A 26,360-nucleotide genomic window follows, 5' to 3' on the forward strand; every position below is an offset into this window, starting at 1 on the left:
GGGCGGGCTGCCCCCGGAGAGGACGCGCGTCTAGCGCTCGGCCGGGTGGCTGCGCCTCGGCGGGACATCGCCGGTGAAGTACGTCCGGCGCGCGCCGGGCCCCTGGCCGGGCCGCATTTCCCTGACGGGCAGTCAGCGACCTACGTACGGCGCGACGCGAGCAGCGCGACCCGGTGCCGCCCGACGGGTCGTCAGCGCCGCACGTACAGCGCCACCGCCCCGCCCCGCACGTACACCACCGACTTCCGGACGAAGAGGCTGTCGAGCACGGCGGCGCGGGTCCCGTCGCCGCCGTCGCCGGCGCCGGGGGCCGAGACCACCCATACCCGGTCCAGCCCGGTCAGCCGGGTGCGCAGTTCGGCCGCGTCGGCATCGGCGCCGTAGAGGGTGCCGGTGGCCGCTCCGGTACGCAGCAGCGTCGCGTCGCGTACGCCGGTGAAGGCGCGCGGATAGGCGAGGGCGACCCTGCGTTCGTACGACGGGAAGAAGAGCGCCGTGTCGCCGGGCTTCGCGACCCGCGCGAAGGCGGAGGCGACAGCCCCCAGGTCGTCCGCCCGGCTCGTGGGCAGGCGCTCGCGCTGCTGGATCGGCAGCTGCCAGTACAGGGAGGCGGCGATGGCTGCCGCGCCGGCCGCCGTCACCGTCCGGCGCCACGGCAGCCGCCCCGCGAGGGGCCCCGCCAGCCGCTCCGCCCCGGCCGCGGCGAGCAGCGGCAGCCCGGCGAGGGCGTGGAGGAGATAGCGGTCGAGGAAGACCGGACGCCACTGGGCGGCGGCGAAGAGCAGGGCGGGCGGTACGAGGGCGAGGGGCAGGGCCACGGCGGTCAGGTCCAGTCGGCCGGGTCGGGCCCGTACGACGGCGACGGCCACGAGCAGCAGGTTCACGGCCAGCACGAGGGAGCTCGGGCCGGCGAACTCGCGCAGCAGCGCCCCGGCATCGGCGAGGTGCGGCGTCCTCATCCAGGAGATCTGACCGCTCTGCCGCAGCGAGAGCAGAGCCAGTGGCACGAGCGCCGCCACCGCGGTGCCGGCCGCCAGGCCCCAGCCGCGCCAGGTCCGCGCGGGCGCGCGGCAGAGCAGCAGGGTCGCGGCGTGCGCGGCGAGGAGCAGCACCGCGAACTCGTGCAGGCAGAACGTCACGGCGCACACCGCGCCGTAGGCGGCCCAGCCACCGCCGGCGGCCCCCGAGGCGGAAGGCGACCCGACAGTCCGGGCGCCCGGGCCGCTTCCCGAACCGACGCCCCGGACCCCCGCACCGGCAGACGGCCCGACGGTCCGGACCCCCGAGGCGGGGTACGGCCCGACGCCCCGGACCACCCCCGAGCCGGGAGGCGACCCGGCCGCGCGGACCAGCAGCCAGGTGGCGAGCGCCGCGCCGGCCGCGACCAGCGCGTACGAGCGGCCTTCCTGCGCGTAATGGCTGGTCAGCGGCGTGGTGGCGTACAGCAGTCCGGCCCATAGGCCGACCCGCGGCCGGGCCAGGCGGCAGCCGATGGCGGCGACGAGCCCGGCGGCGCACGCGGCGCCCAGGACGGACGGGAGCCGCAGTGCGACCTCGTCGGCGAGGCTGCCGCGGACGGCGAGGACGCCGTGCATCAGCAGGTAGTAGAGGCCGTGCACGGCGTCGACGTGGCCGAGGGCGTGCCACAGCTCGGGCAGCGAGCGCCGGGCCAGCTGGAAGGTCGCGCCCTCGTCCCGCCACATCGTGCCCCGGTCCAGGCCCCACAGTCCGAGGCCGAGCATGACGGCGGCGGGCAGCAGGACGGCGGCGGCAGCGGCCCGCCGGGAGGGCGCGGCGGCGCGGGGGTCGTGGTCGGCGGGGAGGGGCCGTACGCGCCCGGCGGCCGTCGCCGCCGGTGCGGTGAATCCGTACATGGAACGATTCTGCGGACCTAATCCCACTATCCGCTCATATGACAGGCACGGGCCGCCCGGCGAAAACCGGGCGGCCCGTAGTTCTCATGCGGCGGCTACCGCGAGGACATTCCGCGTTAGCCGCGCGTACGCGACATCAGCCGCGTACGGGCGACATCAGCTGTGCGTGCGCAGCATCGTCCGCATCGTCCGCATGGCGACCGACAGGTTCGCCAGGTCGAAGGCGTCCGACCCCTGGATCTCGTCCAGCGTCGTCCGCGCCCGGCCCAGGATCGCCGCGTTCTTCTCCTCCCACGCCTTGAACCGCTGCTCGGTCGTCGAGGAGCCGTTGCCCGCCGCCAGCACATCGGCGGTGAGCGCCGCGTGCGCCGCGTACAGGTCCTCGCGGATGGAGGCGCGGGCCATCGACTGCCACCGGTCGGCGCGCGGCAGCTCGATGATCCGGTCCATCAGCTTGGTGATCGACAGCCGGTCGCCGACGTCGTAGTAGACCTCCGCGACGGCCAGTGCCTCCTTGCCCGTACGGTCCGCGATGGCGACGATGTCCAGCGCCGGGAAGACCGACGAGAACCCGGCGACCCGCTCCGAGAGCTCCGCCGGCACCCCCGCCTCGACGAGCTCGTCGCGGATGGACTGCCACCAGACCTGGTCCGCGCCGCGCAGCAGCTTCGGCAGCTCGGCCCAGACGCCCCGCACCCCGTCCTTGAAGAACTCGATGGTCTCGGCGAGCTGTACCGGCTGCGGCCGGTTGTTGAGCAGCCACCGGGTGCCGCGCTCGACGAGGCGGCGCGAGTGCAGCCGGATGCGGGTCTGGACGTCGGCGGGCACCTCGTTGTCGAGGGCCTCGACCTCGTCCCAGACGGCATTGAGCCCGAAGATCTCGCGGGCCGCGGCCTGGGCCCGCACGATCTCCTCCAGCGAGGCCCCGGTCTCCTCCCGCAGCCGGTGCAGGAAGGTCGAGCCGCCGCTGTTGACGGTGTCGTTGACCAGCACCGTCGTGATGATCTCGCGGCGCAGCGCGTGCTTGTCGATCCGCTCGCCGAACGCGTCCCGCAGCTCCTGCGGGAAGTAGGCGTGCAGCAGCCACTGCAGGTACTCGTCGTCCGGCAGCCCGGTGGCCAGCAGCTCCTTGGACGCCGTGATCTTGATGTAGGCGAGCAGGACCGCCAGCTCCGGCTGGGTCAGACCGCGGCCGGCGCTGACCCGCTCGCGGATCTGCCGGTCGGTGGGCAGGAACTCCAGCGCGCGGTCCAGGTGCCCGTCGCGCACCAGGCGGCGGATGATCCGCTGGTGGGCGTGGAGCAGGCTGGGCGCCTGGGCGACCGCGTTGGACAGCGCCACGTTCTGCGCGTAGTTGTTCCGCAGCACCAGCGCGCCGACCTCGTCGGTCATCTGCGCGAGGGTCTTGTTGCGGTGCTTGACCGTGAGGTCCCCGTCCGCGACGGCCGTGTTCAGCAGGACCTTGATGTTCACCTCGTGGTCCGAGGTGTCCACGCCCGCGCTGTTGTCGATCGCGTCCGTGTTGATCCGGCCGCCGGTGGACTCCGGGCCGCCGACCAGCGCGAACTCGATGCGGCCGAGCTGGGTCAGGCCCAGGTTCCCGCCCTCGCCGACGACGTGCACCCGCAGGTCCGCGCCGTCCACCCGGATCGCGTCGTTGGCCTTGTCGCCGACGTCCGCGTGCGTCTCGGTGGACGCCTTGACGTACGTGCCGATGCCGCCGTTCCAGAGCAGGTCGACCTGCGCCTTGAGGATCGCCTTCATCAGCTCGGCGGGGGTCATCTTGGAGACGCCCGCCGCGATGCCGAGGGCCTCCCGCACCTGCGCGTTGACCGGGATGGACTTGGCCGAGCGCGGGTGGACGCCGCCGCCCTTGGAGAGCAGCTCGGTGTTGTAGTCGGCCCAGGACGAGCGCGGCAGCTCGAAGAGGCGGCGGCGCTCGGCGTACGAGGTGGCCGCGTCCGGGTTCGGGTCGAGGAAGATGTGCCGGTGGTCGAAGGCGGCCACCAGCCGGATGTGCTCGGAGAGCAGCATGCCGTTGCCGAACACGTCGCCGGACATGTCGCCGACGCCGACGACCGTGAAGTCCTCGCGCTGCGTGTCGTGGCCCAGCTCCCGGAAGTGCCGCTTGACGGACTCCCAGGCGCCGCGGGCGGTGATGCCCATGCCCTTGTGGTCGTAGCCCGCCGAGCCGCCGGAGGCGAAGGCGTCGCCGAGCCAGAAGCCGTACGACTCGGCGACCTCGTTGGCGATGTCGGAGAAGGTCGCGGTGCCCTTGTCGGCGGCGACGACGAGGTACGTGTCGTCCTCGTCGTGCCGGACGACGCCCTTGGGGTGCACGACCTCGCCGCCGACCAGGTTGTCGGTGATGTCGAGCAGACCGGAGATGAACGTCTTGTAGCAGGCGACGCCCTCGGCCAGCCACGCGTCGCGGTCCACGGCCGGGTCGGGCAGCCGCTTGCCGACGAAGCCGCCCTTCGCGCCGACCGGCACGATGACGGTGTTCTTCACCATCTGCGCCTTGACCAGGCCGAGCACCTCGGTACGGAAGTCCTCGCGCCGGTCGGACCAGCGCAGCCCGCCGCGCGCGACCTTGCCGAACCGCAGGTGCACGCCCTCGACGCGGGGCGAGTACACCCAGATCTCGTACGCGGGCCGGGGCGCGGGCAGGTCCGGGATGGCCTGCGGGTCGAGCTTGATGGAGAGGTAGCCGTGCGGCCGGCCGTCCTCGCCCAGCTGGAAGTGGTTGGTGCGCAGGGTGGCCTTGATGACGGTGAGGAAGGAGCGCAGGATGCGGTCTTCGTCCAGCGACACGACCTGGTCGAGCGCACCGTCCAGCTCCTCCAGCAGGCCGTCGATCAGCTCGTGCCCGGCGCGCTGCCGCTCGGGGGCCATCCGGGCCTCGAAGAGGTTCATCAGCAGCCGCGTGGTGTGCACGTTGGTGCTGAGGGTGTCCTCCATGTACGCCTGGCTGAACGTCGACCCGGCCTGCCGCAGGTACTTCGCGTACGCGCGCAGCACCATCGCCTGCCGCCAGTCGAGACCGGCCCGCAGCACCAGGTTGTTGAAGTTGTCGTTCTCCGCCCGGCCGGTCCACACCGCCGCGAAGGCGTCCTGGAACCGCTCGCGCGCGTCGTCGCCCGCGATGTGCTCGGGCATCCGCAGCCCGAAGTCGTAGATCCACGCGGTGGTCCGGTCCGAGCAGCGCAGCTCGTACGGGCGCTCGTCGACGACCTCGACGCCGAGCCGCTGGAGCACGGGCAGCACCGCGGAGAGCGAGACCGGCTCACCCGTGCGGTAGATCTTGAAGCGGCGCTCACCGGCGGTCGCGCCCACCGGCTCGTACAGGCTGAGCGCGAAGTCGTGGTCGCCGCCCGCCGTGGTGAGCTTCTCCAGGTGCTGGAGGTCGGAGACCGCGGCGCGCGGCGAGTGGTCGGCCTTGTAGCCCTCGGGGAACGCCTGGCCGTAGCGGCGCAGCAGCTCCGCGGCGCGCTCCTCGCCGACCTCCGCGGTCAGCGCCTCGGCGAAGCCGTCGGCCCAGGACCGGGCGGCCTCCACCAGCCGGGTCTCGATGCGGTCGACGTCGGCGTCGGTGAGCTCCTGGAGCGCGGCGCCCGGCTCGACGCGGACGACGAAGTGCAGCCGGGAGAGGACCGACTCGGTGTTCCACGCCGTGTAGTCGACGCTGGTGCCGCCGAGCTCCTCCTTGAGGATGTCGATCAGCCGCAGCCGCACGCCGGTGGTGTAGCGGTCGCGGGGCAGGTAGACGAGGGCGGAGTAGTAGCGCCCGTACTCGTCCTGGCGCAGGAACAGCCGCAGCCGGCGGCGCTCCTGGAGGTAGAGGACGGAGGTCGCGATGGAGCGCAGCTCGTCGGCCGGGGTCTGGAACAGCTCGTCGCGCGGGTAGGTCTCCAGGATCTGGAGCAGGTCGCGGCCGTCGTGGCTGTCCGGCGTGAAGCCCGCGTCCGCGAGGACCTGCGCGACCTTGCGGCGCACGACCGGCACGCGGCGTACGGACTCGGTGTACGCGGCCGAGGAGAACAGCCCCAGGAAGCGGCGCTCGCCGATGACATTGCCCTCGGCGTCGAACTTCTTCACCCCGACGTAGTCGAGGTAGGAGGGGCGGTGCACGGTGGCGCGGCTGTTGGCCTTGGTCAGGACGAGCAGCTTGTGCTCACGGGCCTTGGCGCGGGCATCGGCGGGCAGCCGGCTGAAGGACGGCGACGCCGGGCGGGAGAGGTGGGAGTGGGGGCCGGCGTGGTGGCCCTCGTTCTGGTGCGAGGGGTCGGCGCGCAGGATGCCGAGGCCGGTGCCGGGGACGGCGGTGAGCGCGTCCTCCTCGTCGCCGTCGGCCTCGGCCGTCACCAGCTCGTACTCGCGGTAGCCGAGGAAGGTGAAGTGGTCGGCGGCGAGCCAGCGCAGCAGTTCCTGGGCCTCGGTGACGTCCTGCTGGTCGACGTCGTCGGTCGGCTCGGCGGGCAGCCCGTCGGCGAGGCGCTCGGCGGCCTCCCGCATCTTCTGCCAGTCCTCGACGGTCTCGCGGACGTCGGACAGGACGCGCAGCAGGTCGGCGGTGATCTGCTTGAGGTCGCCGCGGTCGGTCTCGCGGTCGATCTCGACGTGGATCCAGGACTCGGTCAGGGCGTCATGCGGAAGGGCGTCCCGGCGCACGCCGTGGCCGTCGCAGTCGTTGCCGATGATCTCCAGGAGCTTGCCGGTCACATCGCGGCGGACGATCACCTGCGGGTGGATCACGATATGGATGCCGCGGCCCTGGCGGGACAGCTCATTGGTGACGGAGTCCACAAGGAACGGCATGTCGTCGGTGACGACCTCGACGACGGAGTGGCTGCACGTCCAGCCGTTCTCCTCGACCGTCGGGGTGTGCACCCGGACGTTCGCCGTGCCCTGCGGCCTGGTTTCAGCCAGCCGGTAGTGGGAAAGTGCAGCACCGAAGACGTCGACCGGGTCGCGGCCGCTGAGGTCTTCTGGAGCAGTGTGCAGGTAGTAGCGCTGGAGGTACGCGGTAAGGGTCTCCGGGTCGAGACCCTGCACCGGATGTGGACTCCCGGCGGGGGTGGTCTCGGCGACCCGGGCGGCCCGTGCGAGCAGCTCGGCCTTGGCTTCGTCCAGCTTGGTCTGCATGTCCTCTGGCTCCTGTCGCGCGCCGTTGCGTGACATCGATGGCGGTGGCATCACGCCGCGGCACGGGGTGTCCGGTCGTAATCGACGTTATGCCGGAATGAGGGAAGACCGGACCGTTCTCGGCCAATTTCGGGGAACGCGCCCGGTCGGAGAAATCAGCGGCTGCCCGGGCACGGTGGTGCTCCGGGCGCAGGGCAGGGGCCTCGTCGCCCCCGCGAGATATCGCGCTGATCACCCAGTAAGGCTATCGCTCCTGACCGGGGACCCGTCACGGGCCGTTTGTGTACAAAACCGAGGGCCCGACTTCGACGTTCTGGACAGCGACGCAGGCCACATCCACACTCTTGACAAGGACCGGCTCTGACAGCACGGAGGTGGACGCCATGACGGCGAGGATCCTGATCGTGACGGGGGACGCGGCCGAGTCCCTGGAGGTGCTCTACCCGTACCAGCGGCTGCGCGAGGAGGGGTACGAGGTCCACATCGCCGCCCCCACCCGCAAGAAGCTGCGGTTCGTGGTGCACGACTTCGAGGACGGCTTCGACACCTACACCGAGAAGCCCGGCTACACCTGGCCCGCCGACCTCGCCTTCACGGAGGTGGACCCCGGCGCGTACGCGGCGCTGGTCGTGCCGGGCGGACGGGCGCCGGAGTACCTGCGCAACGACGCCGAGCTGCGCAAGATCCTCAAAGCCTTCTTCGACGCCGACAAGCCCGTGGCCCAGATCTGCCACGGCCCCCTGATCACCGCCGCTGTGGGCAGCCTCGGCGGCCGCCGCGTCACGTCCTACCCGGCCCTCGAACTGGACATGCAGGCCGCGGGCGCCGAATTCCAGGACGCGGAGGTGGTCGTCGACGGCACCATGGTCTCTTCCCGAGCCTGGCCGGACCACTCGGCCTGGATGCGCGAATTCCTGAAAGTGCTACGAGCAAAGGCCCCGGTAACCCGGTAGAGCCCGTCCGGCGCTTGAGGACACCCACGACCCGAGCGCGCCCACAACACCCGCCCAATCCAGCCCGTCCGGTGCTTGAGGACATCGGTGCCCCGCGCTCCCCCACCCACGCCCGCCCAATCCAGCCCGTCCGGCGCTTGAGGACACAGTGACGTGGGCCTCCACGTGGCCGCACCATTCCAGCCCGTCCGGCGTTTGAGGACACAGTGACGTGGGCCTCCACGTGGCCGCACCATCCCAGCCCGTCCGGCGCTTGAGGACACCCGCAACCCGCACACGCCCACAACGCCCGCCCACCCCAGCCCGTCCGGCGCTTGAGGACCGGGGTCCGGGGCGGAGCCCCGTAAGCCCGTCCGGCCGAGGACACGTCATTGGTGGGCGGAAGCCACCAACCCCTCCGCCACAGCCACCGCCTCAGCCAGACTGTCCACCACAGGAACCCCGGCCTCCGCCAAGCTGGCCCGACTATGGCTCCCCCCGGAATAAAGCACCGCCAAAGCCCCCGCCCCCCGCGCAGCCTCGGCGTCGTCGAGCGCGTCCCCGATCACCACCGTGCGCCCCGCCCGCACCCCCTCCAGCTCCCGCTCCAGCTCGGCGAGATGCCGCCCCATGTACTCCGTCTTGCTGCCCCCGGACGGCCCCCGCCGCCCCTCCACCCGCACGAATCGCGGCTCGATCCCGAACCCCCGCACCAGCGGAACCAAGTCATCGTGGCCGTGCATGGACAGGATCGACTGCGTGCCGCCCGCCCCCTGCCAGCTCTCCAGCAGCGCCTCGGCCCCCTCGGCCAGCGCGCAGCGCTCCATGTGCCCCCGGTAGTGCCGGTGGAAGACGACGTCCATGTGGTCCCACTCCGCCTGAGTGGGGAGGCGCCCCAGCAGCCGCTCGTAGAAACGCGGAATCGGCACGCGGTACAGCTCGCGGTAGCGGTCCAGCGTGATCGGCTCAAGCCCGATCTCCGCGAAGGCGGCATTCGTCGCCGACATCACCGCGTCGATGTCGTGGAAGAGCGTGCCGTTCCAGTCCCAGACGATGTGTGCAGTGCGCATCCTCATGTCCAGACGGTACCCAGTGGCAGCCGGCGGCAGCCGACGGCGGCGGGTCAGCCGACGATGGTCGGGATCTCCTGCGTCGCGAACCAGAGCAGCTCATGGTCCTCGGCCCCGTCCACCGTGAACTGCGCGTCGTCGTCGCCGTGATCCGCGGCGCCGAGCGCGGCGGCAGCCGCCGTGACGTCCGCCTCGGCCTCGTCGGCGTCCACGTGCACCGCGGCGGCCTTGGACAGCGGCACCGCCGAGGCGAGCCGCACCTCGCCGACCGAGGACTGGTCGAGCCCGCGGTCCGGGTCGGCCACCGCCTCCTTGTCCGGCACGTCGACGGCGACGACGACGCGCTTGCGGGCCGCCGCCGGATCGGCGGCGAGGCGGCGCAGGGACGCCTGCGCGGCGCGGCTGAGGGCCGCGTACTCCAGCTCCTCGATGTCGTCGGAGACGTACCACTCGCGCAGGGCGGGGGTGACGGCGTAGGCGTGCAGCGGGGCCGGGCCGACCTCGCCCGCCTTGTGTGCCGCGGCGAGGCCGGGGAGGGTCAGAGGGACGTAGACGCGCATGACCGCCGCTTTCCTCAAGGCTTACGAATACTGGGCCAGCATACGGGCGTGCGTCCCCCTTCGGGGTGCCGGGACGTACGCGGTGCGGACGCCCGTACGCCCCCTGTGAGCTGCCCGCTCACACCGGCGAAACGTCACGGCCGCCGCCCGGCCGCCCCTGATAGGTGAATTGCCGGGGAAACCGGGGCTGCCCTCCGCGCCCTTGCCGCCGCCGGAAGGGCGCGGATAGAAGACTCCCGACACAAGCTACTGCCCGGTATCACCACCGGACCGGCCCGACGGGGGCGAACAGCGTGCACAGGACGACGAGCAGGCCAACGAGCAGGACGACAAGCAAGACGCCGACCAGGACGACGACCAGGCCACCGGCCGACAGGACCGGCAACGGCAGGCCCGCCGGCAGCAGGCCCGGCGGCCCCACCGCCCCGCCCCGTCGCGGCGACCGCCGCGGCGACGCCCGACGCCCCGCCGCCGCCCTCGCGGCCCGGCGGCGCGAGCGCGAGCTGCTGCCCCGCTACTGGTTCGCCAACCGCCTCCTGCTCACCCTCAGCGGCCAGCGGCCCGCCCACTGGATGCTCGGCCACACCCTGGGCGCCGCCTACGACCGGATCGTCGAGCTGGCCCCGCAGGCCCCGCTGCGGCCCGCCGCGCCGGGCGGCAGCACCCCGGTCGTACGGTACTGCGACGAGTTCAGCCCCCGGTCCGGAGTGATCGAGGCGTTCGCCCGTATCGCCTCCGGCGACCGCGTACGGGCGCTGGCCTTCCGCCTGGAGCGCGGCGCGGACGAACGCTGGCGCTGCTCGGCGGTGGAACTGGGCGAACCCGCCCGCACCTGAACGCCCGTCCCCGCCGGCAGACGACGACGCGGGGCGGGACACGGAAGAATCCCGTGTCCCGCCCCGCGTCCGACGTGCCGTATCGGCTACTTCTTACGACGCCGCCCGCCGCCGTTGCCGCCCTTCTGGGCCTTGCGGCGCTCGGCGCGCGTCAGACCGTCCGACTCGGACCGGGGCGGGGCGTCGGAACTGGCGAAGTCGCCCTCCACGACGCCGCCCTCGCCGTCCACGGTCGGGGCGGAGAAGTGCAGCCGGTCCGGGCGCTGCGGCGCGTCGAGCCCCTTGGCGTGGATCTCGGGCCGCTGCCCCGCCGGCACCGCGTCCTGGACGTCCTTCTCCAGCGACGTCGGCTCCTGCGCGCTCTCGACCGGGACCTCCTCGACCTGCTGCTCGACCTGGACCTCCAGGTTGAACAGGTAGCCGACGGACTCCTCCTTGATGCCGTCCATCATGGCGTTGAACATGTCGAAGCCCTCGCGCTGGTACTCGACCAGCGGGTCCTTCTGGGCCATGGCGCGCAGGCCGATGCCCTCCTGGAGGTAGTCCATCTCGTAGAGGTGCTCGCGCCACTTGCGGTCCAGTACGGACAGCACGACGCGGCGCTCCAGCTCGCGCATGATGTCGGAGCCCAGCTCCTCCTCGCGCGCCTCGTACTGGGCGTAGATGTCGTCGGTGATGGACTCGGTGATGAAGTCGGCGGTGATGCCCGCGCGGTCGCCGGCCGCCTCCTCCAGCTCCTCCACCGTGACCTTCACCGGGTAGAGCTGCTTGAACGCGCTCCACAGCCGGTCGAGGTCCCACTCCTCGGCGAAGCCCTCGACGGTCTCCGCCTGGACGTACGCCTCGATGGTGTCGTCCATGAAGTGCTTGATCTGCTCGTGCAGGTCCTCGCCCTCCAGGACGCGGCGGCGCTCGCCGTAGATGACCTCGCGCTGGCGGTTGAGGACCTCGTCGTACTTCAGGACGTTCTTACGGGTCTCGAAGTTCTGCTGCTCGACCTGGGACTGCGCCGAGGCGATGGCGCGGGTGACCATCTTGTTCTCGATCGGCACGTCGTCCGGGACGTTGGCCATGGCCATCACGCGCTCGACCATCGCGGCCTTGAACAGGCGCATCAGGTCGTCGCCGAGCGACAGGTAGAAGCGGGACTCCCCGGGGTCGCCCTGCCGGCCGGAGCGGCCGCGCAGCTGGTTGTCGATACGGCGCGACTCGTGCCGCTCGGTGCCCAGTACGTACAGCCCGCCGAGGTCCTTGACCTCCTCGAACTCCGCCTTGACCGCGGCCTCGGCCTTCTCCAGGGCGGCGGGCAGCGCGGCGGCCCACTCCTCGGCGTCGTCCACGGGGTCCAGACCCTGCTGGCGCAGCTCCGCCTCGGCGAGGTCGTCGGGGTTGCCGCCGAGCTTGATGTCCGTACCGCGGCCGGCCATGTTGGTGGCGACGGTGACGGCGCCCTTGCGGCCGGCCTGGGCGACGATCGACGCCTCCCGGTCGTGCTGCTTGGCGTTGAGCACCTCGTGTGGCACGCCGCGCTTGGCGAGCTGCTGCGAGAGGTACTCGGACTTCTCGACGGAGGTGGTGCCGACCAGGATCGGCTGGCCCTTCTCGTGCTTCTCGGCGATGTCCTCGACGACGGCCGCGAACTTCGCCACCTCGGTGCGGTAGATCAGGTCGGACTGGTCGACGCGCGCGAGGTCCCGGTTGGTGGGGATGGGCACCACGCCGAGCTTGTAGATCTGGTGGAACTCGGCGGCCTCGGTCATGGCCGTACCGGTCATGCCGGAGAGGCCGGGGATCTTCTTGCCGTTCTGGTCGTGGCGCTCGTAGAGGCGGAAGAAGTTCTGGAGGGTGATCGTGGCGAGCGTCTGGTTCTCGTCCTTGATGTCCACCCCTTCCTTCGCCTCGATCGCCTGGTGCATGCCCTCGTTGTAGCGGCGGCCGGCGAGGATACGGCCGGTGTGCTCGTCGACGATCATGACTTCGCCGTCCATGACGACGTAGTCCTTGTCCTTCTTGAAGAGCTCCTTGGCCTTGATGGCGTTGTTGAGGTAGCCGACGAGCGGGGTGTTCACCGACTCGTAGAGGTTGTCGATGCCCAGCCAGTCCTCCACCTTGGAGACGCCGGACTCGTGGATGCCGACGGTGCGCTTCTTCTCGTCGACCTCGTAGTCCCCGGTCTCCTCGATGCCCTTCTGGGGGTTCGCGGCCTCGCCCTTGGTGAGCCGGGTGACCAGCTTGGCGAAGTCGCCGTACCACTTGGTGGCCTGGTCGGCGGGGCCGGAGATGATCAGCGGCGTACGGGCCTCGTCCACGAGGATCGAGTCGACCTCGTCGACGATCGCGAAGTTGTGGCCGCGCTGCACCAGTTCGTCCTTCGCCCACGCCATGTTGTCGCGCAGGTAGTCGAAGCCGAACTCGTTGTTGGTGCCGTACGTGATGTCCCGGTTGTACATGTCGCGGCGCTGCGCCGGCGTCATGTTGGCGAGGATGCAGCCGACCTCCAGGCCGAGGAACTTGTGCACCCGGCCCATCCACTCCGAGTCGCGCTCGGCGAGGTAGTCATTGACCGTGATCAGGTGGACGCCCTTGCCGGACAGCGCGTTGAGGTAGGCGGGCAGCGTGCCGACGAGGGTCTTGCCCTCACCGGTGCGCATCTCGGCCACGTACCCGAGGTGCAGGGCCGCGCCGCCCATCAGCTGTACGTCGTAGTGGCGCTGTCCGAGCACGCGCTTGGCGGCCTCGCGGACGGTGGCGAACGCCTCGGGCATCAGATCGTCGAGGCTCTCGCCGTCGGCGTAGCGCTGCTTGTACTCGTCGGTCAGGGCGCGCAGCTCGGCGTCGGAGAGGTTGAGGAAATCCTCTTCGATGGAATTGACCTGGTCCGCGATGCGGTGCAGCTTGCGCAGGATCTTGCCTTCGCCTGCACGCATGAGCTTGTTGAAGACGGACACGTAGGCTGGCTCCTTGCCGGTCGGGCCTGGCACGGTCAGGTGCGCTGGCGCGGCATTTTTTCAAGGGGGCAGGCCCCACCGCAACGGCCATCGTAAGCGAGGACCCCGCCGCGCCGGGAGGTCCGTCGCCGCGAAGGCCCGGTGTCACCCTCCCGTGCAACGAACAGCGCTGCCCGAAGGTGCCGTGAGCACGGCCGTCGCGGGGTTCGCCGGGGACGGCCGGGCCCGGTGGGCTACGGACGCGGCGGGGCGTACGGACACGACGGGCGTACGGGCGCGGCGCCGCAGCCGTCCCCTCGGGAATCCGCTCGCGCCGGACGGCGGCGGCAGCGGAGACTTCGCTCATGGAACCCGTGACCCTCGCCACCGACCGCCTGGTGCTGCGCCCCCTGACGCCCGCCGACGCCGCGGCCGTGCACGCCGCCTGTCAGGACCCGGAGATCTCGCGCTGGACCAGCGTCCCTTCCCCCTACACGCGCGAGGACGCCGAGGACTTCGTCGGGCGCGCGTCCCCGGCCGGCTGGCGGGACGACTCCGACTACACCCTCGGCGTCTTCAGGGCGGACGACGGCGTCCTGGTGGGGGCCATGGCCCTGGTGCGGCTCGCGCGGCTGGCCGCGCCCGAGCACCAGGCCGAGATCGGCTACTGGACCGCCAAGGAGCAGCGCGGTCGCGGCTACACCGCGGAGGCGGCCCGCGAGATGATCCGCTGGGCTTTCGAGGACCTCGGCGTCGAGCGCCTGGAGTGGCACGCGGAGGCCGGCAACGAGGGGTCCCGCGCGGTCGCCCTCAAAGCGGGCTTCCAGCTGGAGGGCACCGTCCGGTCGAAGCGCGTCTACGCGGGAACCCGGCGGGACGTCTGGATCGGCTCCCTGCTCCCCTCGGACCTCGACCGCCCGACGAAGACGCCGTACCTGCCGTACCCGGACCGCGCCTGACCTCCCCGTTCCCGGACCGCGGCCGACCGCCAGGCCGATTGTCGGTGCCCGCCCCTAGTGTGATCGGCATGACGACCACCGCCCCGAAAGACCGCACCTCCGCCCCCGCGGCCCGTACGCCCGAAGTGACGCTCTCCGCCGACGAAGCGCGGCGCATGGCGCTGCGGGCGCAGGGCCTGTTGGGCGCGCCGGACCGGCGGGCGGGGGTGCGCGGGGTGCTGCGGCGGCTGGGCGCGGTGCAGCTGGACACCATCTCGGTGCTGGCCCGCTCCCACGAACTGGTGCCGTACGCGCGCCTGGGCGCGGTGGGCCGTACGTCCGTGGAGTCCGCCTACTGGTCGAACGGGCGCAGCTTCGAGTACTGGTCGCACGCGGCGTGCATCCTGCCCGTCGAGGAGTGGCCGCACTTCGCCTTCCGCCGCCGCGCCCGGCTCGCGCGCGGCCACCGCTGGCATGTGATGGAGGACTCCGAGCGCTCCTGCACGGCTGTACGGGACCGGCTGAAAGCCGAAGGCCCCCTGACGGCAACGGAGTTGGGCGGCGCCAAGAACGGCGGCGAGTGGTACGACTGGTCCGAGACCAAGATCGCGGTGGAGTGGCTGCTCGACACCGGCGAGGTCGTCTGCACCCAGCGGCGGGGCTGGAAGCGGGTGTACGACCTGGCCGAGCGCGCGATCCCGGACGAGCTGCGCCACGACGAGCTGGACGACGCCGAGTGCGTACGGCGGCTCGTCGCGCAGGCCGGCGCCGCGATGGGGGTGGCGACCCGAGCCGACCTCGCCGACTACCACCGCCTCAAGGGCGACCAGGTGGAAGCGGCGCTGGCGGACACGGGCCTGGTGCCGGTCGAGGTGGAGGGGTGGGCCAAGCCCGCCTGGGCCGACCCGGCGGCGCTGGCGGACGAGTCCGCGGCGAAGCGTGGCCGGCACCGCACGACGCTGCTCTCGCCCTTCGACTCCCTCGTCTGGGACCGCCCGCGCACGGAGCGGATCTTCGACTTCACCCACCGCTTGGAGGCGTACGTGCCCCGGCCCAAGCGGGTGCACGGCTACTTCGCGATGCCGCTGCTGGCCGGCGGCCGTCTGCTCGGCCGGGTGGACCCGGCCCGCGAGGGAACGGCCCTGGTGGCCCGTCAGGTCTCCTTGGCGGGCCGCAAGGCGGTGGCCCCCATGGCACAGGCCCTGCGGGAGGCCGCCGAGTGGGTGGGCTGCGACACGGTCCGCGTGGAACGCTGCGACGACCCCGCCCTCGCCAAGGCCCTGATCAACGCCCTCGACTGACGACGGGCCCGCGGGGCGCCGCCCAAGGGCCGCGGGAGCCTGGTCGGCCCCCGCCTACCGGATCTCCAGAATCTTCTCCCGCATCGCGTAGACCACGGCCTCCATGCGGGAGTGGAGCTGGAGCTTCTCCAGGATGTTGCGGACGTGGTTCTTCACGGTGTTCTCGCTGATGAACAACTCCTTCGCGATATCGCGATTGTTCATCCCCGTGGCGACGAGCTTGAGCACCTCCAGCTCCCGGTCGGTGAGCCGCGGCGCGGGCACCAGTCTCCGCTCGTCCGTGCGCTGGATCATCGACTTGAACTCGGTCAGCAGCTTCGACGCCATCGACGGGCTGATCTGCGACTGGCCGTCCGCGACGGCCCGGATCGCCGTCGCCACCTCGTCGGTGGAGATCTCCTTGAGCAGATAACCGGTCGCCCCGGCCTTGATCGCGTCGTAGAGGTCGGCCTCCTCGTCGCTGATCGTCAGCATGATGATCTTCGCGCTCGGCGCCACCTCCTTGATGGAGGTACACGCCTCGATGCCGCCCCGCTTGGGCATCCGCACATCCATCAGCACGATGTCGGGCAGCAGATCGGCGGCCTTGTCCACGGCCTCCGCCCCGTCCCCGGCCTCGCCGATGACCTGGATGTCCTCCTCCTGGGCGAGGACGATCTCCAACCCCCGGCGGAAGAGCGCGTGGTCGTCCACCACGAGGACCCGGATGGGTTCCTTACGGGTCCCGCCCCTGTCCGTGCCGACGCCGGTCACGACGCCGTTCTCGCCTGCGACGCCGTCCTCACCGGACACGGGCCCGAAGCTGTCCGCCATCGTTCCTCCCCCTGAAGGCCATGGCCCTTTGCGGTTGCACGCTGCTGCGCGGCGCCAACCGGTCTCGGCAGTCCGCCGGTTGGCCGCCCGGCCATGATTTCATGCCTGGGCGGTGCCGCGGCGCTCCCGTGGTCGCACGGGGGCGCCCCAGGGGGCGCACACACGCCCCGAGGGGTGCCACCAAGGGCACGACGGGTCCGGCCGCACAGTCCCGTACGACCCGGCCGCGCCGGTCAGCCGCCGAGCGCGCCCCCCGCGCCACCGGGCTCCACGTCATAGAGCGGGTCCGCGTTGAGGTGGATGACGCCGTAGTCGTAGGCGTGCCGGCGATAGACGACGCTGGGCTGCTTGGTGTCGGAGTCGACGAAGAGGTAGAAGTCGTGCCCGACCAACTCCATCTCGTAGAGCGCCTGGTTGAGCGTCATCGGGGCCGCCGCGTGGGTCTTCTCGCGGACCACGAGGGGCCCTTCGCCCTGAATCTCGATCGAGCCCATCCGCGTGACGGGCACCTCGCCGGCGGACGGCTCCCGGTCGGCGGCGAGCTCGCCGTTGTCATCGAGCTGCGCGACATCGGGGACGGACACCGCGACGTCGCTCGCGGGGGTGCGTCCGCTGCCGCGGCGCTCGTGACGCTTCTCGTTCTGCTTGCGCAGCCGCGCCTCCAGCTTGCTGGTGGCCAGGTCGAGCGCGGCGTACGGATCCGGAGCGGCAGCCTCCGCCCGGATCACCGGTCCGCGCGAGCGCACCGTGATCTCCACTCGGTCGGAGCGGTCGGCCTGCCTGGGGTTGGGCTCTTTGGACACCTCGACGTCGAGGCTGATCACCTTGCCGTCGAGCTTCTGGATCTTCTCCAGCTTCAGCTTCTCGGCCACGTGCTTGCGGAACCGCTCGGGCACCTCGGTCTTGCGGCCCTTGACGACGATGTCCACGCAGAACTCCGTTCCCGGATCGCTCCGCCGAAGGTGCGGAGCGCATCCCTCTTGCATTAGACCCCAGAGGAAACTGGAGCCCCCGACTCGGCGGCTTTCACCTCCTCCTCCCCCGTCGGCAAGGTCTCCACCCCGCCGAATTCAAGCTTCTTCGAAAGCACGCGAAGCGCGCCAATCGGAGATACGAGTCATAGCGCCTGCCATTCCTCACAACCGAACATAGCTCGCCCGGACGGATGTCGGCACCCCCTACTTCCCCATACCTCCGTTCAGGTGATTTCTCACCGTTATCACCAGCAACGACGCAACTTCCCTGTCAGTTCCGGTTTATTTCGCGCTTACGCCGAACGCGCGTGCGGGAGCGGCCACCACCGCGGCGCCCGCGACCCTGCCGCCGGCCGCCGTCACCGCCCGCACCGCCTCCACCAGCGACGCCCCCGTGGTCATCAGGTCGTCCACCAGCAGCACTGGCCCGGCCGTCAGCAGCCGTTCGCCACCCGCCGCGACCTCCAGGGCCCCGGCCAGGTTATCCAGCCGCTGGCGGGCTCCCAGGCCCGTCTGGTCCGCCACCGGACGCCGCTGCCGGAGCACCGCGCGGACCGCCGCGGGCCGCCCCGCGCGCCGCAGTTCGCCGGCCGCCGCCTGTGCGATGCGCCGACTGGGATCATGCCCGCGCGCGGCGACCGCACACCGGGCGGACGGCACCGGAACGAGCACCAGCCGAGGACTTTCACGAGTCCCCCCAGCCACGCCCACACCCACTCCACCGCCTTCACGCACACCCCTCCCCCGTCTGTCCCGTCTGCCCTGGACGACTTGCCCGACCCGCGTCTCCCGCTCGCCGTCGCCCGCCGCCGCCCGCACCCCCGACGCCAGCGCCGCCCCCAGCGGCCCCGCCAACCGCAGCACCCCCCGTTCCTTGTGCGCGAGCAGCACCGATCGCGCCTCGTCCGCGTACGCCACCGCCGCGTACACAGCGGGCAGCCCCGGCGGCACCGGCTCCGGCCACACCCGCCGGGCCGCCCGCCCGCACAACGCCTCCCGGCAGTCGTCGCACAGCACGGCCCGCGGAGCGCCGCACCCCGCGCAGTCCACCGGCAGCACCAGGCCGACCAGCTCCTGCCACCACCCCCGCATGAATCAACTGTCCCGCTGTCCGCCCGCCTCTGCCACCCCTGTGGATAACTTCAGCGCCGACCGCGCCGCACCCCCGAAACCAGCCCGGCCCCAGATCCCCAGCACCCCCCGAAACCAGCCCCCGGCCCCAGATCCGGGCCCGAGGCCCCCACACCCGCCAGCCCAGCCCATACCCACCGACCCAACCCACACCCACCGGCTCAGCCCGACCCACCGACCCAGCCCGCGCCCGCGAGCCCAACCCCAGCCGCCCCCTATCGGCCGGATCGGAACGGAACAGACCCCTACCCCGGATAGACCGGAGCCGTCACCCCGGATAGACCGGAGCCGTCCCGCTCTTCGGCGTCACCGTCTTCCAGTTGGTGTCCGGCAGCAGCCGCACGATGCTGTCCTGCCGCTCCGCCACCAGCGCCTTGCTCGGAGCCTCCGAGGCCGCGACCGCCTTGACCCCGGTGATCCCCGGCAGCGCCGCACCGTTCGAGACGGACCCGTCCGTCTCGACGTACTGCAACTGCTGCAGCCCGCCCGGCTCGTTCCCGGCCGCCAGCAGCCGGCTGCCGCCCGCCCAGGAGACCGCGTCCACCTGCTCCAACTGCGGTGCGACGGACCGCAGCCCCTGCACCGACAGGCTCGGATGCGGCACGCTCCCCGCCCGCTCGACGCGCCCCAGCAGCAGCTTCGTATGGCCGTCCTTGGCCACGAGCAGCGCGATCCGCACCCCGTCCGCGGCCACCCGCAGCCCGGTGATCCGCCCGCCGTCGAGCCCGTCCACCCGGACCTCCTCCGGCGTGCCCGTACCGCCCGGCAGCCGCAGCAACCGCGGCTTCTGCGGACTCCGGTCGACCACCCAGAGATCGCCGAGCCCGTCCCAACTGGGCGGCGCCAGGCCGCCGTTCGCTCCCGAGGTCGCCCTCAGCCGGACATCGCCCAGCTCGGAACCGTGCTCCAGGGCGGCCACGTACAGACTGCGGCCGCCCTCGGTGACGCCCGCCGCCCGCCGCTCCGACCGGTCCACGGCCACGGACCCCAACTGCGCCTGCCCGTCCCCCAAGGCGCCCGGCACCCGCCGCGCCTCGTCCTCGCTGTCGGCCAGGCTCACCATCTTGTGCTTCGCGTCGATGTAGTACTGCCGGTCGGCCCGCCCCTCGGTCCGGCCCGGCGAGTACTCCTGCGCCTGCTCCCGCGTGAGCCCGCACAGCTTGGAGCCGTCCCGGCGCTCCAGCGTCACATCCCCCACGGTGGCCGATGCCTGGTCCTGGACCGTGAACAGCAGTTGCGCCGCCATCCGGTGGCACTGCACCAGATTCGCGCTGTCCGCCTTGCCGTTGAGGCGCACCTTCAGGTTGTTCGAGTCGTCCAGGGACAGCCGGTCGTCCTCCACCCGCGTGCCGGACCGGAAGGCCGTCGTGGTCACCGGTGCGAGCCAGTTCGTCGGGCCGTCCAGCAGCGCCCGCGCGGTCGAGGTGACCGGGTCTATGCGCTTGCGCAGGTAGACGGGGTCCGGCACGAGCACCTCGGACCGCCCCGACCTGCGCTGGTCCGGCCCCAGCTTCGCGAAGTAGTACTTATTGACCGAGCGGTAAATGCGCTGGAAGTCCGGCACCCCGAGCACCAGCCCGGCCGGAAGCGCGTCGATCCGCCACTCCCCGCCCTGCCGCACCACATGGATCTTGCTGTCGTACGGGCGCTCATCCGGCTTGTACGCGTGCTTGGCGTCCAGCCGCGCGACCTGCTTGCCGGTCAGCGAGATGGTGACGCCGTCCTCCTCCCGGTCGCCGCTGCGGTCCACCCGCACCTGCGGCGGCTCGGTCAGGATCGTGGTGACCTCCGAGGGATTCCAGCTCCCCCGCCTAGTCGTCGCCAAGTACTTGCGGGCCGTGTCGTACGCCGGGTCGTCACTCGTCGTCGCCTCCAGGAAACCCAGCACGATCTCCTTCGGCTGCTCACCGGCGCGCGGCGCCACGCCGTACACCCGCACCTGCGAGTCGGCATCGGCCCGCGGCGAACCGCCCACGGCGTCCACATCGCCGCTGTCCGGCATCGACGCGCAGCCGGCCAGCAGCAGCCCGCTGACAACCAGCGCCGCCGCGCCCAGCCGACGCCGGCCGCGCAGGCTCCGGCCGCGGAGGCCGCGAAGCCCGTGAAGGCCGCGGAGACGACGGTAACGATCAGCGCCCACTGGTTCCGTCCTCCCGCTCGCTCTCCCGTACGTAACGGCTCGCATCGACGCCCCCGGCAGCCCCGCCCTCCTCACCGGCCACGGCGGCACCACCCCCGGCAGCATCCTTACGCGCCACGACCCGCGCTCCATTGCTCCCCGGCAGCGCCGTGGGGTCCGCGGCGCCGGCCCGTACGACCTGGGCGCCGGCCCGCGTATCGGTCGGCTGTACGGGCACGGACCCGGCCGACGGAAGCGCGCCGTTCACCGTCGCGGCAGCACCCCCGCGCACCCCTCCATTGGCCCCAGCACCCACCGAAGCGCCCACAGCCCGTACGCCCCCGTTCTCGCCCACCCCCCGGTTGCGCCGCGAGTCCGCGGGCTCCAGCGGTATGGGCGAGCCGCGCAGCGCGTCGCCCGCCGTACGCGGCAGCGTCAGCCGGAACTGCGAGCCGCCCCCCGGCTCGCCCCACGCCTGGAGCCAGCCGCCGTGCAGCCGCGCGTCCTCCACCGCGATCGACAGCCCCAGCCCGGTCCCCCCGGTCGTACGGGCACGAGCCGGGTCGGCCCGCCAGAAACGGTTGAAGACCCGCGTCGCCTCGCCGGGCTTGAGACCGACCCCGTAGTCGCGCACGGCGACCCCGACCGCGCCGCCCGCGACCGCGAACCGCACGACCACGTCCCGGCCCTCGCCGTGCTCCACCGCGTTGACCACCAGATTGCGCAGCACCCGCTCCACGCGGCGGGCGTCCGCCTCCGCGATCACCGGCTGCTCCGCGCCCCGTACGAGGATCCGGCTGCCCTTCCGCTCCGCGAGCGGCTCGGCCCCGCCGATCACCCGGTGCACGACGTCCCGCAGATCGATCGGCTCGGCCTCCAGCGCCGCCGCCCCCGCGTCGAACCTGCTGATCTCCAGCAGATCCGCCAGCAGCGACTCGAACCGGTCGAGCTGTTCGTGCAGCAGCTCCGCCGACCGGGCCGTCACCGGGTCGAACTCGTCGCGGGCGTCATGTATGACCTCGGCGGCCATCCGTACGGTCGTCAGCGGCGTACGCAACTCGTGCGACACATCGGAGACGAACCGCCGCTGCATCCGCGACAGCTCCTCCAACTGCTGGATCTTGCCCTGCAAGTTCTGCGCCATCTTGTTGAAGGACTCACCCAGACGAGCGATGTCGTCCTCGCCGGTGACCTTCATACGCTCCTGGAGGATGCCCGCGGCCAGCCGCTCGGAGATCCCGGCCGCCATCCGTACGGGCGTCACGACCTGCCGCACGACGAGCCAGGCGATGGCCCCGAGCAGCACCACCACGAACACCCCGGCCGTGGCCAGCGTGGTCGTGACCAGGTTCAGCGACTTCGCCTCCTGGGAGAAGGGGAAGAGGTAATAGAGCTGGTAGGGCTTGCCGTTGACGTCGTAGAGCCGCTTGCCGACGACGAGTCCGGGCACCCCCTCGTCGGAGGGGCCGCGCTTGATGCTGGCCGGCTTCTCGTACGCCCCGGTGCCGTGCTCCACCTTCTCCCGCAGGTCCTGCGGCACGCTGCGCTCGGGGTCCACGTCCCCGGAGGAACGGGCGCCGCGGTTGCTGGCGGAGGACGTGTCGTCCGTATTGGAGCTGAGCGCCACCACGGAATAGACGCCCTGGCCGCTGCTGGCCAGCTGCTCGACCAGCCCGGTCAGCCAGTTGCCGGAGTCCACGCTCCGGCGTCCGCTCTGCGTGCCGCTCTGTCCGGCGTCCTGGCCGCCGCGCGCGTCGACGCCGGAGTCGGCCATGTCGCGGGCGGCCGTGAAGCCGCCCCTGGCCTGCCCCTGCGCCGTACGCTGCTTCGCCTCCAGCAGCCCGTTGCGGACCTGCCCTATGACGACGACGCCGAGCAGCAGCACGACGCCGAGCGACATCAGCAGCGTGCTGGCCACCACGCGGAGCTGGATATTGCGCCGCCACAGCCGTAGCGCGGGCAGCAGCGGCCGCCGCACCCAGCGCGCGTACAGCCGCAGCATCGGGTGGACGGGCCCGCTGGCGGCCCCGTCGGGGAGGAACTTCCCACCCCGCAAAATTCTCCCAAAGAGGGATATTCCACCCGGCTTGTCGACGGGCCGCCCCGTGCCTCGCTCCGGGGCGGCACCGTTGCCCGTCATCTCAGCTCGGCCCGGCCTTGTAGCCGACGCCGCGCACGGTCACCACGATCTCCGGCCGCTCCGGGTCCTTCTCGACCTTCGAGCGCAACCGCTGCACATGCACATTCACCAGCCGCGTATCGGCGGCGTGCCGATAGCCCCACACCTGCTCCAGCAGCACCTCGCGGGTGAAGACCTGCCACGGCTTACGGGCCAGTGCGACCAGCAGATCGAACTCCAGCGGCGTCAGCGCGATCGACTGCCCCGCCCGCTTCACCGAGTGCCCGGCCACATCGATGACCAGGTCACCGATCGACAACTGCTCCGGCGCCGGCTCCTCCGACCGCCGCAACCGCGCCCTGATCCGCGCCACCAGCTCCTTCGGCTTGAACGGCTTGACGATGTAGTCGTCCGCGCCGGACTCCAGCCCGACCACCACATCGACCGTGTCGCTCTTCGCCGTCAGCATTACCACCGGCACCCCGGACTCCGCCCGGATCAGCCTGCACACCTCGATGCCGTCCCGGCCGGGCAGCATCAGATCGAGCAGCACCAGATCCGGCTTCACCTCACGGAAAGCGGCAAGTGCCTTGTCGCCGTCCGCGACGAACGACGGCTCGAAACCCTCACCACGCAGCACAATGCCGAGCATCTCGGCCAGTGCGGTGTCGTCATCGACGACAAGGACGCGTCCCTTCATATCGACATCATCCCATTTTCGCATCTGGTCCATGAAGTCGGGTGATTCAGCTCACTCATCCGCCACTTCGTCCCCCTGAATTCCGCCACCGACCCCGTTGGCCGGCCCGCGTTGACGCCACAAAAGCATGCCAGCCCCACGAGCCCGCCCCGGACCACCCCCCTCCGGCGACGACGCCCCGGCGCTACGAGCGGACGGCTCCGTTCGGCCCCGGCAGCGGCCCCGGACGGGCGCACAGCTCCGCCAGCCCCTCCCGCGTCACCGGCGAGACCACGCCGTTCTCCGTGACGATCGCCGTGACCAGATCCGGCGGCGTGACATCGAAGGCGGGGTTGTACGCCTGCGTCCCCAGCGGCGCCACCGGCACCCCGCCGCCCGCCTCCGCGCCGGCGGCCGGCGCGTTCGGCGTCGCGACCTCCGTCACCTCGTGCCCCGGCCGCTGCTCGACCTCTATCGCGGCCCCGTCGGGAGTGCCCAGATCCACCGTCGTCGTGGGCGCCACCACGATGAACGGCACATGGTGGTACCGGGCCAGCACCGCGAGCGGATAGCTGCCGACCTTGTTCGCCACCGAACCGTCCGCCGCTATCCGGTCCGCGCCGATCAGCACCGCGTCCACCTCCCCGGCCGCGAAGAGCGAACCCGCCGCGTTATCCGTCAGAAGTGTGTACGCGATCCCGGCGCGCGCCGCCTCGTACGCCGTCAGGCGCGCCCCCTGCAACAGTGGCCGCGTCTCATCCACCCACAGCCGCCGCAGCTCACCGGCCCGGTGCGCGGCCCCCACCACCGCCAGCGCCGTCCCCTCGCCGCCGGACACGAGCGCGCCCGTGTTGCAGTGGGTCAGCACCTGGTAGCCGCCGCCCGGCAGCAGCTCCGTCAGCAGCGCCAGCCCGTGCCGGGCCATCTCCGCGCTGGCCTGCGCGTCCTCGCGGTGGAGCGTACGGGCCTCCGCCAGCGCCACCGCGGCCGCCCGCACCGCCGAGGCCCCCTCGTCGAGCGCCACGCGGTACGCGTCCGCCGCGCGCCGCACCCCGTACCCGAGGTTCACGGCCGTCGGCCGGGCGTGCGCCAGCAGCTCGGCGGCCTCGTCCACGTCGAAGCCCCGTACGGCCGCGAGCGCGACACCGTACGCCCCCGCTATGCCCAGCAGCGGAGCCCCCCGCACCGCGAGCGAACGGATCGCCTCCACCAGCGCGGGCACATCGGTGCACACCAGCTCGACTTCCTCGGCCGGCAGCCGCGTCTGGTCGAGGAGCACCAGCACGGGCCCCTCCGGCGGCTCCTCCCAACGCAGAGCCGGAGCGGCGAGGGCAGCAGTGTCCTTCGGGAATACCGCGTACTGATCAGCCATCCGCCCAGTCTGCCCCGTAGGACACCCACTATTGAAGGTCTGGACCCCGATACGAGCCCGTCCCGCGCCGGGCCCACCGTGACACGATGGCTGGCAATCGCCCGCCGCCGCACCGGCGAACGGGCCCCGAGAAGGAGCACCGATGAACGACTCTCCGGGCCGGCCCTCGCCCGGATCCTCCTCCGACGAGCCGGACAACTCCGCTCCGGAGCAGCCCGCCACCCCCGCCGACCAGGCGCCGGAAGCGAAGTGGGCGCGACAGCAGCCGCCCCCCGGCCCCTGGCCCGGCTCCGGCAGCGGCCCCCAGCCGCCTCCAGGCCGCCCCGGCTGGGGCAGTCAACCGAACAACTCCGGCAGATCCCCGGGCAGACAGCTCGCCTGGGGCAGCGGCTGGACACCCCCGCCCCAGGCCCCCAAACCCGGCGTCGTCCCCCTGCGGCCGCTCGGCGCCGGCGAGATCATCGAGGGCGCCTTCGCCACCATGCGTACGCAGTGGCGCACCGTCTTCGGCGTCTCCATCGGCCTCGCCGTCGTCACCCAGGCCGCCGCCACCGTCATCAACGGCATATGGTTCCGCCACAACCCGGGCCTGGACAGCCTCAACGACAACCCGGACATGACCGCCGGCGAGGCCCTGCGCCTCACCGGCCGCCTCCTCGCGGGCATGGGCATCACCTCGCTCGTCGGCATCCTCGGCTCGATCATCGCCACAGCCATGCTGACCGTGGTGGTCAGCCGCGCGGTCCTGGGCCGCACCGCGACCCTCCGCGAGGCATGGACCGGCGCCCGCCCCCAACTGCTCCGCATGCTCGGCCTGGTCATCCTGGTCCCGCTGCTCATCGCGGCCGCCATGACGGTCGCAATCCTGCCGGGCCTCCTGGTCTCCCTGGCGGGCGCGGAAGCCGGCGGCGCCGCCCTGGCCCTCCTCGGCGGCATCGCCGGCTGCGTCGCCGCGGCCTGGCTGTGGATCCGCTACAGCCTCGCCGCCCCCGCCCTGATGCTGGAGAAGCAGGGCGTGACCGCCTCCATGCGCCGCTCCGCCAAGCTCGTACGGGGCGCCTGGTGGCGGGTGTTCGGCGTGCAGCTCCTGGCGATCCTCATCGTCTTCGTCGTCACAGCCATCGTGCAGATCCCCACGGGCCTCGTGCAGCTGCTCTTCGACGGCGACAACGCCAACGCACTGCAGGGCGGCTCCTCTTCGGTCAGCTGGACGTACCTGATCATCGCCGGCATCGGCGCGGTCATCAGCTCCGTCCTGACGTTCCCGGTCACCGCCGGCGTCACCGCGCTCCTCTACATGGACCAGCGCATCCGCCGCGAATCCCTGGACGTCGAGCTGACCCGAGCAGCCAAGAACTGACAACACCAATAAAAGCCCGCCCCTCCGAACGAGCAACAAGCCGGAGGGGCGGACTTCCACTCCCCCCACAAATTCCCTCAGAACGCAAAAATGCCGGTGTCCCAGACCAATAAATGGTCCGGGACACCGGCTAAAAATTGTTCGGCGGCGTCCTACTCTCCCACAGGGTCCCCCCTGCAGTACCATCGGCGCTGAAAGGCTTAGCTTCCG

The 26,360-nt window shown here is 71.8% G+C and carries 17 protein-coding genes; 5 read left to right on the plus strand and 12 right to left on the minus strand.

The window, feature by feature from the left end:
* Positions 1–191: 191 nt before the first annotated feature.
* Positions 192–1,742 carry a glycosyltransferase family 39 protein gene (locus AB0I49_RS13015; RefSeq protein ID WP_363227003.1) on the minus strand — a complete coding sequence of 517 codons (1,551 nt, stop codon included), beginning with the start codon at positions 1,740–1,742 and terminating at the stop codon, positions 192–194.
* A 288-nt stretch (positions 1,743–2,030) separates the two neighbouring features.
* Positions 2,031–7,019 (minus strand): NAD-glutamate dehydrogenase, encoded by a 4,989-nt coding sequence (locus AB0I49_RS13020; RefSeq protein WP_363226972.1) that lies wholly within the window; start codon positions 7,017–7,019, stop codon positions 2,031–2,033.
* A gap of 383 nt (positions 7,020–7,402) precedes the next feature.
* Between AB0I49_RS13020 and AB0I49_RS13025 the strand changes: the two genes are divergently transcribed.
* Entirely contained in the window at positions 7,403–7,972 is a 570-nt protein-coding gene (locus tag AB0I49_RS13025; protein WP_363226973.1) for a DJ-1/PfpI family protein, read from the plus strand.
* A gap of 368 nt (positions 7,973–8,340) precedes the next feature.
* Here AB0I49_RS13025 and AB0I49_RS13030 read toward each other — a convergent pair whose 3' ends face one another.
* Together AB0I49_RS13030 and AB0I49_RS13035 are read right to left on the minus strand one after the other, a co-directional pair.
* Positions 8,341–9,027: an HAD family hydrolase gene (locus AB0I49_RS13030; protein WP_363226974.1), complete on the minus strand. Its 687-nt coding sequence runs from the start codon at positions 9,025–9,027 to the stop codon at positions 8,341–8,343.
* A gap of 47 nt (positions 9,028–9,074) precedes the next feature.
* Positions 9,075–9,581, minus strand: a complete 507-nt coding sequence (locus AB0I49_RS13035) for a hypothetical protein (protein ID WP_363226975.1) — start codon at positions 9,579–9,581, stop codon at positions 9,075–9,077.
* Between the two features lie 293 nt (positions 9,582–9,874).
* Here AB0I49_RS13035 and AB0I49_RS13040 point away from each other — a divergent pair, with 293 nt between their 5' ends.
* The gene (locus AB0I49_RS13040) at positions 9,875–10,417 is read left to right on the plus strand and encodes an Rv3235 family protein (protein ID WP_363226976.1); all 543 of its coding nucleotides are present in this window, start codon (positions 9,875–9,877) and stop codon (positions 10,415–10,417) included.
* Positions 10,418–10,503: 86 nt separating this feature from the next.
* Here AB0I49_RS13040 and secA read toward each other — a convergent pair whose 3' ends face one another.
* Positions 10,504–13,365, minus strand: a complete 2,862-nt coding sequence (secA, locus tag AB0I49_RS13045; RefSeq protein WP_363226977.1) for a preprotein translocase subunit SecA — start codon at positions 13,363–13,365, stop codon at positions 10,504–10,506.
* Positions 13,366–13,709: 344 nt separating this feature from the next.
* On the opposite strand from secA, the gene AB0I49_RS13050 reads away from it, so the two are divergent.
* Both AB0I49_RS13050 and AB0I49_RS13055 read left to right on the plus strand, forming a co-directional pair.
* Positions 13,710–14,303, plus strand: coding sequence for a GNAT family protein (locus AB0I49_RS13050; RefSeq protein ID WP_363226979.1), 594 nt, complete (start codon positions 13,710–13,712; stop codon positions 14,301–14,303).
* Between the two features lie 155 nt (positions 14,304–14,458).
* On the plus strand, positions 14,459–15,583 hold the full coding sequence (locus tag AB0I49_RS13055; RefSeq protein WP_363227004.1) for a crosslink repair DNA glycosylase YcaQ family protein: 1,125 nt from the start codon (positions 14,459–14,461) through the stop codon (positions 15,581–15,583).
* Between the two features lie 54 nt (positions 15,584–15,637).
* Here the strand turns inward: AB0I49_RS13055 and AB0I49_RS13060 are convergent, their stop codons facing one another.
* The 7 genes from AB0I49_RS13060 to mtnA form a co-directional block, all read right to left on the minus strand.
* Positions 15,638–16,396 carry a response regulator transcription factor gene (locus tag AB0I49_RS13060; RefSeq protein WP_363226980.1) on the minus strand — a complete coding sequence of 253 codons (759 nt, stop codon included), beginning with the start codon at positions 16,394–16,396 and terminating at the stop codon, positions 15,638–15,640.
* 233 nt (positions 16,397–16,629) lie between these two features.
* Positions 16,630–17,382, minus strand: a complete 753-nt coding sequence (gene raiA / locus AB0I49_RS13065) for a ribosome-associated translation inhibitor RaiA (RefSeq protein ID WP_363226981.1) — start codon at positions 17,380–17,382, stop codon at positions 16,630–16,632.
* A gap of 270 nt (positions 17,383–17,652) precedes the next feature.
* The gene (locus tag AB0I49_RS13070; RefSeq protein ID WP_363226982.1) at positions 17,653–18,462 is read right to left on the minus strand and encodes a ComF family protein; all 810 of its coding nucleotides are present in this window, start codon (positions 18,460–18,462) and stop codon (positions 17,653–17,655) included.
* Positions 18,463–18,769: 307 nt separating this feature from the next.
* Entirely contained in the window at positions 18,770–20,641 is a 1,872-nt protein-coding gene (locus AB0I49_RS13075; protein WP_363226983.1) for an LpqB family beta-propeller domain-containing protein, read from the minus strand.
* The gene (gene mtrB, locus AB0I49_RS13080) at positions 20,631–22,760 is read right to left on the minus strand and encodes an MtrAB system histidine kinase MtrB (protein WP_363226984.1); all 2,130 of its coding nucleotides are present in this window, start codon (positions 22,758–22,760) and stop codon (positions 20,631–20,633) included. The genes AB0I49_RS13075 and mtrB overlap by 11 nt, the downstream gene beginning before the upstream one ends.
* Position 22,761: 1 nt before the next feature.
* Entirely contained in the window at positions 22,762–23,439 is a 678-nt protein-coding gene (mtrA, locus tag AB0I49_RS13085; RefSeq protein WP_363226985.1) for a two-component system response regulator MtrA, read from the minus strand.
* A gap of 184 nt (positions 23,440–23,623) precedes the next feature.
* On the minus strand, positions 23,624–24,790 hold the full coding sequence (gene mtnA, locus AB0I49_RS13090) for an S-methyl-5-thioribose-1-phosphate isomerase (protein WP_363226986.1): 1,167 nt from the start codon (positions 24,788–24,790) through the stop codon (positions 23,624–23,626).
* Between the two features lie 142 nt (positions 24,791–24,932).
* Between mtnA and AB0I49_RS13095 the strand changes: the two genes are divergently transcribed.
* Positions 24,933–26,150 (plus strand): glycerophosphoryl diester phosphodiesterase membrane domain-containing protein, encoded by a 1,218-nt coding sequence (locus tag AB0I49_RS13095; RefSeq protein ID WP_363226987.1) that lies wholly within the window; start codon positions 24,933–24,935, stop codon positions 26,148–26,150.
* Positions 26,151–26,360: the final 210 nt, after the last annotated feature.

Source organism: Streptomyces sp. NPDC050617 (assembly GCF_040654795.1).
GTDB lineage: Bacteria > Actinomycetota > Actinomycetes > Streptomycetales > Streptomycetaceae > Streptomyces.

What these genes read in the sequence shown, in the direction of transcription:
- AB0I49_RS13060 (WP_363226980.1), bottom strand. Translation starts at nt 16,396, where the DNA reads ATGGCGGACAGCTTCGGGCCCGTGTCCGGTGAGGACGGCGTCGCAGGC.
- raiA (WP_363226981.1), bottom strand. Translation starts at nt 17,382, where the DNA reads ATGCAAGAGGGATGCGCTCCGCACCTTCGGCGGAGCGATCCGGGAACG.
- AB0I49_RS13035 (WP_363226975.1), bottom strand. Translation starts at nt 9,581, where the DNA reads ATGCGCGTCTACGTCCCTCTGACCCTCCCCGGCCTCGCCGCGGCACAC.
- AB0I49_RS13020 (WP_363226972.1), bottom strand. Translation starts at nt 7,019, where the DNA reads ATGCAGACCAAGCTGGACGAAGCCAAGGCCGAGCTGCTCGCACGGGCC.
- mtnA (WP_363226986.1), bottom strand. Translation starts at nt 24,790, where the DNA reads ATGGCTGATCAGTACGCGGTATTCCCGAAGGACACTGCTGCCCTCGCC.
- AB0I49_RS13070 (WP_363226982.1), bottom strand. Translation starts at nt 18,462, where the DNA reads ATGCGGGGGTGGTGGCAGGAGCTGGTCGGCCTGGTGCTGCCGGTGGAC.
- AB0I49_RS13015 (WP_363227003.1), bottom strand. Translation starts at nt 1,742, where the DNA reads ATGCTCGGCCTCGGACTGTGGGGCCTGGACCGGGGCACGATGTGGCGG.
- mtrB (WP_363226984.1), bottom strand. Translation starts at nt 22,760, where the DNA reads ATGACGGGCAACGGTGCCGCCCCGGAGCGAGGCACGGGGCGGCCCGTC.
- AB0I49_RS13030 (WP_363226974.1), bottom strand. Translation starts at nt 9,027, where the DNA reads ATGAGGATGCGCACTGCACACATCGTCTGGGACTGGAACGGCACGCTC.
- AB0I49_RS13050 (WP_363226979.1), top strand. Translation starts at nt 13,710, where the DNA reads ATGGAACCCGTGACCCTCGCCACCGACCGCCTGGTGCTGCGCCCCCTG.
- AB0I49_RS13025 (WP_363226973.1), top strand. Translation starts at nt 7,403, where the DNA reads ATGACGGCGAGGATCCTGATCGTGACGGGGGACGCGGCCGAGTCCCTG.
- AB0I49_RS13055 (WP_363227004.1), top strand. Translation starts at nt 14,459, where the DNA reads ATGGCGCTGCGGGCGCAGGGCCTGTTGGGCGCGCCGGACCGGCGGGCG.
- mtrA (WP_363226985.1), bottom strand. Translation starts at nt 23,439, where the DNA reads ATGAAGGGACGCGTCCTTGTCGTCGATGACGACACCGCACTGGCCGAG.
- AB0I49_RS13095 (WP_363226987.1), top strand. Translation starts at nt 24,933, where the DNA reads ATGAACGACTCTCCGGGCCGGCCCTCGCCCGGATCCTCCTCCGACGAG.